Source organism: Brevundimonas sp. (genome assembly GCF_023259385.1).
Taxonomy (GTDB): domain Bacteria; phylum Pseudomonadota; class Alphaproteobacteria; order Caulobacterales; family Caulobacteraceae; genus Brevundimonas.
In genome coordinates this window covers 1-7,830 of sequence record NZ_JAHFPF010000173.1, presented here as the reverse complement: position 1 = coordinate 7,830, position 7,830 = coordinate 1, and the positions used below count along the sequence as shown (strand labels likewise).

Annotated in this window: 9 protein-coding genes and 1 pseudogene; 3 read left to right on the top strand and 7 right to left on the bottom strand. The window is 69.2% G+C overall.

The features are described from left to right. From Q0C81_RS13170 to Q0C81_RS13160, 3 genes are all read right to left on the bottom strand, one after another. Window positions 1-608: hypothetical protein (locus Q0C81_RS13170; protein WP_291838625.1), on the bottom strand; the 608-nt coding region annotated here is incomplete at its 3' end. Between the two features lie 53 nt (window positions 609-661). Then, window positions 662-1,783, bottom strand: a complete 1,122-nt coding sequence (locus tag Q0C81_RS13165; protein ID WP_291838622.1) for an acyl-CoA dehydrogenase — start codon at window positions 1,781-1,783, stop codon at window positions 662-664. Window positions 1,784-1,788: 5 nt separating this feature from the next. Next, a complete protein-coding gene (locus Q0C81_RS13160; protein ID WP_291838619.1) occupies window positions 1,789-2,973 on the bottom strand; it encodes an acyl-CoA dehydrogenase family protein in 1,185 nt (394 codons plus the stop codon). A gap of 141 nt (window positions 2,974-3,114) precedes the next feature. Between Q0C81_RS13160 and Q0C81_RS13155 the strand changes: the two genes are divergently transcribed. Then, window positions 3,115-3,645 (top strand): GNAT family acetyltransferase, encoded by a 531-nt coding sequence (locus Q0C81_RS13155; protein ID WP_291838616.1) that lies wholly within the window; start codon window positions 3,115-3,117, stop codon window positions 3,643-3,645. A gap of 10 nt (window positions 3,646-3,655) precedes the next feature. On the opposite strand, the gene Q0C81_RS13150 is transcribed toward Q0C81_RS13155, so the two are convergent. Next, the gene (locus Q0C81_RS13150) at window positions 3,656-4,123 is read right to left on the bottom strand and encodes a hypothetical protein (RefSeq protein ID WP_291838613.1); all 468 of its coding nucleotides are present in this window, start codon (window positions 4,121-4,123) and stop codon (window positions 3,656-3,658) included. A gap of 216 nt (window positions 4,124-4,339) precedes the next feature. Continuing rightward, a complete protein-coding gene (locus Q0C81_RS13145; RefSeq protein WP_291838610.1) occupies window positions 4,340-4,597 on the bottom strand; it encodes an Lrp/AsnC ligand binding domain-containing protein in 258 nt (85 codons plus the stop codon). Window positions 4,598-4,645: 48 nt separating this feature from the next. On the opposite strand from Q0C81_RS13145, the gene Q0C81_RS13140 reads away from it, so the two are divergent. Next, complete coding sequence (locus Q0C81_RS13140) at window positions 4,646-5,464, top strand: alpha/beta hydrolase (RefSeq protein WP_291838607.1); 819 nt, start codon at window positions 4,646-4,648, stop codon at window positions 5,462-5,464. A 139-nt stretch (window positions 5,465-5,603) separates the two neighbouring features. Continuing rightward, a complete protein-coding gene (locus tag Q0C81_RS13135) occupies window positions 5,604-6,278 on the top strand; it encodes a bifunctional 4-hydroxy-2-oxoglutarate aldolase/2-dehydro-3-deoxy-phosphogluconate aldolase (protein ID WP_291838606.1) in 675 nt (224 codons plus the stop codon). Window positions 6,279-6,386: 108 nt separating this feature from the next. Here Q0C81_RS13135 and Q0C81_RS13130 read toward each other — a convergent pair whose 3' ends face one another. Both Q0C81_RS13130 and Q0C81_RS13125 read right to left on the bottom strand, forming a co-directional pair. Further along, complete coding sequence (locus Q0C81_RS13130; protein ID WP_291838603.1) at window positions 6,387-7,271, bottom strand: hypothetical protein; 885 nt, start codon at window positions 7,269-7,271, stop codon at window positions 6,387-6,389. Between the two features lie 133 nt (window positions 7,272-7,404). Beyond that, window positions 7,405-7,830 (bottom strand): annotated as a pseudogene (locus Q0C81_RS13125) (insulinase family protein); the annotation flags it as partial.

Sequence of the window (7,830 nt, the reverse complement as noted above, 5' to 3'; positions counted from 1 at the left end):
TTCATCTCCAGCTGCCGCTCCTGGTCCCCGGCCTGCGCGGTCAGGGTCCGCCTCGCCGCGCGGAAGGCCGGCGCGTCCGCCACGGCCTGGTCCCGGGCGGCCGGGTCCGCGGCGCGCAAGGCCGCCGCCAGCGCCCGCCACTCTAGCCGCATCAGCACCCGGCCCTCGGTCGTCGACAGGTGTTCCGGCGTCGGCGATCCCGCCGGCAGGCCCAGGTCCCTCTGCACCCCGTGCCAGATCTCATGGGCCAGCAGCGCCCGGCGCTCCGTCGGATTCTCGGGCAGGGGCCGGATCAGCATGGCCCAGCGCACGCCGTCCCAGTCCACCGCCGTGTTCGCGATGTTGACGGTCTCCGGCAGGGTTCCGACGAACAGACCGTCCTCGGGCTTCAGGGCGTCGCTGTCGCCGCGCCGGGCCGTATGGACGGTGCGCGTCGCCGGATCGACCAGCAGCACCGGCGTGCACAGGGGCGCGCCCCACAGCGCTCCGCCGTCGGTCTCGCAGATCGCCCTCGCCTCGGCGAAGGTTTCGGCCGGTCCCGGACCGGCCTGGGCCAGTGCGGCGCCCCCGATCAGCGTCGGGATGATGGAAAGCAGCAAGGCGCGCATGAGAGTCCCCCCCGGGCCCTACTTCCGCCCGCCATTGTGACGCTTTCGGGGCTTCAGAACCCCTGGCTCTGCGCCATCCGCTCCTGATGGAATCCCGCATCCCCCAGCAGTTCGTTCAGCACCCGCACCCGCTTCATGAACAGGCCGACGTCGAACTCGTCGGTCATGCCCACGCCGCCGTGCATCTGCACCGCTTCCTGCACCGCCAACTCGGCCACCCGGCCCGCCTTGGCCTTGGCCACCGACACGGCCAGCGCCGCGTTCGGCTTGCCGGCGTCCAGCGCCTGCAGGGCGCCGATCGTCGCCGCCCGGGCGATCTCGATCTCGCTGTACAGGTGGGCCGCCCGGTGCTGCAGCGCCTGGAACTCGCCGATCAGCTTGCCGAACTGCTGGCGGGTCCGCAGGTACTCCAGCGTGACCTGGAAGGCCTGGTCGCCCGCGCCGCTCAGCGACGCCGCCGCACAGGCCCGGCCCAGGTTCAGCGCGCCTTCCAGCAGGTCCTCGCCGCCGTCCACCGAACCGATCACCGCGTCCGCGTCGACCTCGACATCCGTCAGGGTCACCCGCGCCGCATTGTGCGCATCGACCATCACCGTGCGCTCGATCTCCACACCCTTCGTCTTCGGGTCGACCAGGAACAGGGTCAGGCCGTTTTCGGTCAGGGCCGCCACAATCAGGGCGTCGGCGACGTGGCCGTCCAGCACGAAGCCCTTGGCGCCGTTCAGCTTGAAGCCGTTGCCCGCGCGTTCGGCCACCGTCGCGATTCTGGACGGCGCATGCTTGGCGCCCTCGTCGACGGCCAGCGACATGATCGCCTCGCCCGCCGCGATCCTCGGCAGCCACTGCGCCTGCTGTTCCGCCGAGCCGCCGTCGGTCAGCACCTTGGCCGACAGCACGCCCGAGCCCATGAAGGGCGACGGCGTCAGGGTCCGCCCCAACGCCTCGGCCACCACCCCGGCCTCGACCGCGCCCAGGCCCGAGCCGCCGTGCTCCTCGGGGATGATCACGCCCGCGAAGCCCATCTCGCCGAACGCCTTCCAAAGGTCGCGCGACACCCCGTCGGCGTCGCGGCTGTCGCGCAATTTCCGCAGGTGGGCGATGGGCGCGTTCTCGCTCAGGAAGCCGTCGGCGGCTTCCTTCAGCATGGTCTGCTCTTCCGTCAGGATCAGCGGCATGGGCGTCAGGCTCCCGGCAGTTGCAGAAGGTGTTTGGCGATGATGTTCAGCTGCACCTCGCTGGTGCCGCCTTCGATCGAGTTGGCCTTGGTGCGCAGCCAGTCGCGGGCCGCCGTGCCGTTGCGCGACCGCTCGCCTTCCCACTCCAGCGCCTCGGCGCCGCCCGCCGCCATCAGCAGTTCGTGGCGGCGCTTGTTCAGCTCCGAGCCGTAGTATTTCAGCATCGAGGCGATGGCCGGATGGGCCTGGCGGGCCTTCATCTGATCGCCCGCCCGCTCCATCGCCAGACGGAAGGCCGCGGCGTCGATCTCCAGTTCGGCCACCCGCGCGCGCAGCATCAGGTCGTCCAGCCGGCCCTCATCGTCGCTGCCGATGGAGTCCGTCGCCACCTGGCCCAGCGGCCGTCCGCCGCCCGCCTCGCCGATGGCGCCGATCATGGTCCGCTCATGGGCCAGCAGCGCCTTGGCCACGTCCCAGCCGCGGTTCAGCGTCCCGACCAGGTTCTCCTTCTCCACGCGCACATCGTCGAAGAAGGTCTCGCAGAAGGGGCTCTTGCCGCTGATCAGGGTGATCGGCTTGGTCGTCACGCCCTTTGTGGCCATGTCGAACAGCACGAACGAGATACCCAGGTGTTTCGGCGCCGCCGGATCGGTCCGCACCAGGCAGAAGATCCAGTCGGCCTTGTCGGCGTACGACGTCCAGATCTTCTGGCCGTTGACGATCCAGTGGTCGCCCTTGTCCTCTGCTTTCGTCTGCACATTGGCCAGGTCCGACCCCGCTCCCGGCTCGGAATAGCCCTGGCACCAGCGGATCTCGCCGCGCACGATCTCGGGCAGGAAGCGCTTCTTCTGTTCCTCGGTCCCGAACTGCAGCAGCGCCGGGCCCAGCATCCAGATGCCGAAGCTGGACAGCGCCATCTGCGCCCCGATCCGGCGCAGTTCGGAGCCCAGCACCTTGGCCTCCTCACGGCTCAGCCCCCCGCCGCCGTATTCCTTCGGCCACTCCGGCGCGGTCCAGCCGCGCGCGCCCATCCGCTCCATCCAGAGCTTGTGGGCCGGCGTCTTGAAGGTCGGATTGCGCCCGCCCCAGACCCGGTCCTCGTCATTGTCCAGCGGCCCGCGCACCTCCGGCGGGCAGTTCTCTTCCAGCCAGGCGCGGGTCTCCGCGCGGAAGGTCTCGAGATCGGTCATTTGAATCCCCGTCATCCCCCCGCAGGCGGGGGCCGCGTTTCCTCTTTCGACGACGCTAGCAGCACTCCGTTGCGTTTGACCACGGGTGACGTCGCGGCAACGCTCGAACCCGTGATCGCGTTAGACGGGCGGAGGACCTTCATGACCTACATCACCCGCGCCGTCTTCGCGGCGGCCAGCCTGCTGCTGATGCTGCTCGCCATCGGCCTCGTCGTCCTCGGTCTCAGGGAAGCGGCGGGGGCCTTCACCTCATCCGGCGACAGCTCGGCGGACGCCATCCTCGACACCCTGGGCTACGTCATCGTCGCCATCGCCGTCTTCGACGTGGCCAAATACCTGTTCGAGGACGAGGTCCGTCGCGGGTCAGAACGGCGCAGCGCCTCCGAGGCGCGCCGCAGCCTGACCAAATTCCTCTCCACCATCATCATCGCCCTCTTCCTCGAAGGCCTGGTCATGGTCTTCAAGACCGCGCGGGAGGACATCACCCAGATGCTCTATCCGACCGCCTTGATCGTCGCGGCCGTTCTCGTTCTGGTCGGGCTCGGCGTGTTCCAGCGCCTCTCGGCCACGGTGGAGGAAAAGGTCGGCGACGACGATGACGCCGAAGAGGCCCGCGACGAGGGTCGTCCCGCCCACCCTGCCCGCACCAGGCCTGAACGGGCGAAAACCTGACGACCTGGCCTCAGTACACGCTGTCGTAGGCCCAGCCCGTCAGCCCGACCAGGTGCAGCCCGAACACGCGCACCGGCCCGCTCTCAGGCGACTGCCGTTCCACGAAGCGATAGCCGTCCGGCCCGTTGGACTCGACAACCCATTGAGCGCCGTCCAGCCCTGCGTCGCACGTGGCGGCCGTCTGTTTCAGGACCCCGGTCTGCTCCACCACCCGCTTCAGGGCCGCGACCTCGCCGGTGGACAGGCGGCGCTCGATCCGCCTCGCGATCGTCCCCGGCTCATAGCCGCCGTGCCCGGACAGTTCGGTCGCCGCCATCGTCACCGCGCCGTCAGCACCCGTGTCCAGACGGATCACCACCGGCGCATCGAAGGTCCTCAGCCAGGTGAAGCGCAGGCTCCGCCCGTTGCTCCGGAACAGCGGCGCCTCCCCCGCGGCGGCCAGATGTCCGCCGTACCAGGCGGCCTTATGCTCGTCCATCAGCTCCCGCCGGGCGCCCGGTCCAAACGGGCCGCATCGCAGGATCGTCTCCTGTAGAGCCTGCGGAAACCAGGCTGCGCCCTCCCGGTCCCGCGCGCTGATCGGAAAGACCGGGTCGGGTCCCCCGAACGTTGGCCCGCAGCCGATCATGGCGACGGCGATCACACTCAGGAGGATACGGTTCACGCGCGACGTCCTCCGAATGTCTGCAGGACCCTAGCCCTTGGTCGGCAGGAACGGCGAGAAGGTGATCACGGTGAAGCTGTCACGGATGTTCGGCCGTGTCTGCACCGACCGGGTCACGAAGGTGCCGATGTCCAGATCCTTCGGCAGCTGGAACTTGGCCAGCAGGTCGTACTGGCCCGAGGTCGAATAGACCTCCGAGACGTATTCGACATTGTCCACGATGTCGGCGGCCACGTCGTTGGCGTGGCCCAGCTCGCATTTGATGAAGACGAAGATGGCGGTCATCATGGCGGCTGTCTCTCCTGGCGGTTCGGGGGTGGTCTAGCGGATGGCGACGTGGCTGATAAGGCGGTTGGCGAGATCGACTACGAGGCCGAGTACAATAACCGCGCCCGCGTGCCGGACCATCCGGCCGTCCTGAACCGCTGGAAGGCCGCCGCCGAGGCCGCCGTCGCGGCCCATGCGCCCGAGACCCTCGCCTACGGCCCCGGCGACCGCCAAGTCATGGACCTGTTCTCCGCCGGCCCCGACGCTCCCGTCGCCGTCTTCCTGCACGGCGGCTACTGGCAGGCGCTGGACAAGGACTGGTTCAGCGGGATCGCCCCCGCCTTCCTTCAGCACGGCGTCAGCCTCGCCATCCCCTCCTACGATCTCGCCCCCGCCGTGCGGCTGGGCGCCATCCTGAAGCAGGTACGCGCCGCCGTGGACCTGACCCGCGCCCGCAACGGTGGCAAGCGCCCCGTGGTCTTCGGCCATTCCGCCGGGGGCCACATGGCCGCCTGCATGCTCAGCGAGGCCCGCGCCTCCGCCGCCGTCGCCATCAGCGGCGTCTTCGACCTGCGCCCCCTGATCCACACCTCGCTGAACACGGCGCTGGACCTGGACACCAACGAGGCCGCCGCCCTGTCGCCGATCTTCTGGCCGATCCCCGACGGCTCGACGCCGGGCGGCACGATCCTGGACTGCGTCGTCGGCGCCGACGAAAGCCCCGAGTTCTTGCGCCAGTCGCGGATGATGGCCGACCACTGGGGAAACAACGGCGTCCAGACCCGCTACGAGGCCCTGCCCGGCCTGAACCACTTCACCGTCCTGGACCCGCTGTTCGATCCGGAGAGCGCGCTGGTCGGGCGGATCGTGGCGCTAGCGAAACAATAAGTTCCGCTCATCCCGGCGAAAGCCGGGACCCAGTGCTTTCGCCTTGCGGTCCGGGTGGGATAAGCATGACGGATCATGGGCTCTACCGGTCGCCCAAAGGACTGGATCCCGGCTTTCGCCGGGATGAGCGGAGATTGAAATGCGCCACGACCGCCTCGCCGTCCTCACCGCCCTCGAAGCACAGGGCGTGGCCCCCGTCTTCTACAACGCCGATCCCGAGGTCTGCCTGAACGTCATCCGCGCCTGTTCGCGCGGCGGGGCCAAGGCCATCGAGTTCACCAACCGGGGCGACTTCGCCGTCGACCTGTTCGGCGACATCGCGCGCGAGCTGCAGAAGACCGATCCGGACATCATCCTGGGCATCGGCTCGGTCGTCGATGCGGGCACGGCCAGCCTCTATCTGAACCGGGGCGCGCGCTTCATCGTCAGCCCCTGCCTCGTCCCCGACGTGGCCAGGGTCTGCAACCGGCGCATGACCGCCTACTTCCCCGGCTGCGGCTCCGTCACCGAGATCGGTCAGGCGCACGAGCTGGGCTGCGAGATCGTCAAGCTGTTCCCGGGCGCCAGCGTCGGCGGCGTCGACTTCGTCAAGGCGGTGCTCGGCCCCATGCCCTGGACCAAGATCATGCCCACCGGCGGCGTCGATCCCGACGAGGCCAGCATCGCCAAATGGTTCGGCTCGGGCATCGTCGCCGCGGGCATGGGCTCCAAGCTGATCACCGACGCCGCCGTGAAGTCCGGCGACTGGGCCGGCATCGAGGCCCAGGTGAAGAAGACCGGCGACGCCATCGCGGCCTTTCGCGGCCAAAAGTGATTAGTGGCTAGTGGTTGGTGGATGGTCTGGCCGGGGAGCAGCGCCGCCCCCGGCGACACCCCGCTGCCCACCAGCCACTCTGTCCAACCCCCGATGCTTTTCCCTCGCTCAATCGGGACTGTCGTAAACGATGGGGATGGAGTTGGACGGCGCGATTTCGGCGGGGTCCGGCGAGGTCGATAGCACCAGCCCGCGGTCCGCCGCGTACAGGTAGCGGCAGCCTGGGCGGGCATTGCCGACCGCCACCTTCACACACACCTGGTTGTCCCTGATCGTGTAGCGGCCCTCGGCGCCATCCAGCGCCATCAGCAGCCAGCCGCCGTCCGCGGCGAACCTTTCGGATCCGCTCTCGGTGACCTCCGGCGATCTGGAGATGGTCCGCCCGACCAGGGCGGCGCGCGCCCGCTCCTCGCTGATCGGAACGGCCCCGGCGGACCGCCCTGAAGCCCCCCGACGGACCGACGAGGGCGGCCCCCGCTTGAGGTATCCGGAATTCTCAGCCGTCACCGCCGCCGCCTCGGCGGCCGTCGACAGGACGGCCCTGCCGTCGATCAGATAGGCATACCGACAGACCGGGTCGTCGGCCGCCTGAAGCCTCACACAGACCCGGTTCCCCGAGACGTCGTACACCCCCTCTTCGGCTCCGCGGCCCTGGAGCCGGTAGTGGCCGTTGTCGAAGAACATTTCGGTGGGGAAGTCGGAAACGGTTTCCGGCGGCGGGATCGTCGCGCCCGCCAGGTAGAACCTGACTTGATCCGGGGCGATAGGCGCCACGCGGCGGGGCGCCGCCTTGTCGGCCTGCCCTCCCGCCCGTCCTTCTTCAGCCGTGCAGCCGACCAGCATCGCAAACGTCGCGAGCGAAACCAGGACCGGCGATGGGCGGTTGATCAAGGGGCGCCTCCGGAGCTCAGACAGCCCCAGTTTCCGTCCGAACGCAATTTCCCATTCGCAGGATTTCGCACCCGGTGGACGACGCGCAACGCCGCCGCCCACCCTGCGGTCAGTCGCTTAGCTGAAAGTGATTAGTGGCTAGTGATCAGCGGATGGTCTGGACGGGGGGCAGCGCCGCACCCGACGACACCCCGCTGCCTACCAGCCACGAACCACTAATCACCAACCACTGGCTTCACAGCCCCAGCGTCGCGCTGTCCAAGTCCAGTTCCGCCGCCGGGATCACCACCACGTCCGGGTGCGCCGCGCGCAGGGCGTCGATGAACATCGAGGCCTGGCCGACCACCACCACATAGGCCTGGTCCGAGCCGATGGCCTGCGCCGCCGCGCGCACCGTCTCCGGCGTCGTGGCGTTGATCTTGCCGGCGTAGGTCCCGATCTCGGTCAGCGGCAGGCCGTAGGTCACGGCCTCGGCCAGCACCCCGCCCAGACCGCCGGTGGTCTCAACGTTGCGCGAGAAGCCGCCGGTCAGGAAGGCCTCGCGGTCGGTCACGGCCTGTTCGGTCACTGCCTCGGTCTTCAGCCGGTCGAACTCGGCCAGCACCAGGCCGACCACCTCGGCGGCGCTCTCATTCTTGGTCTGGGTGGTGGCGCTCAGCAT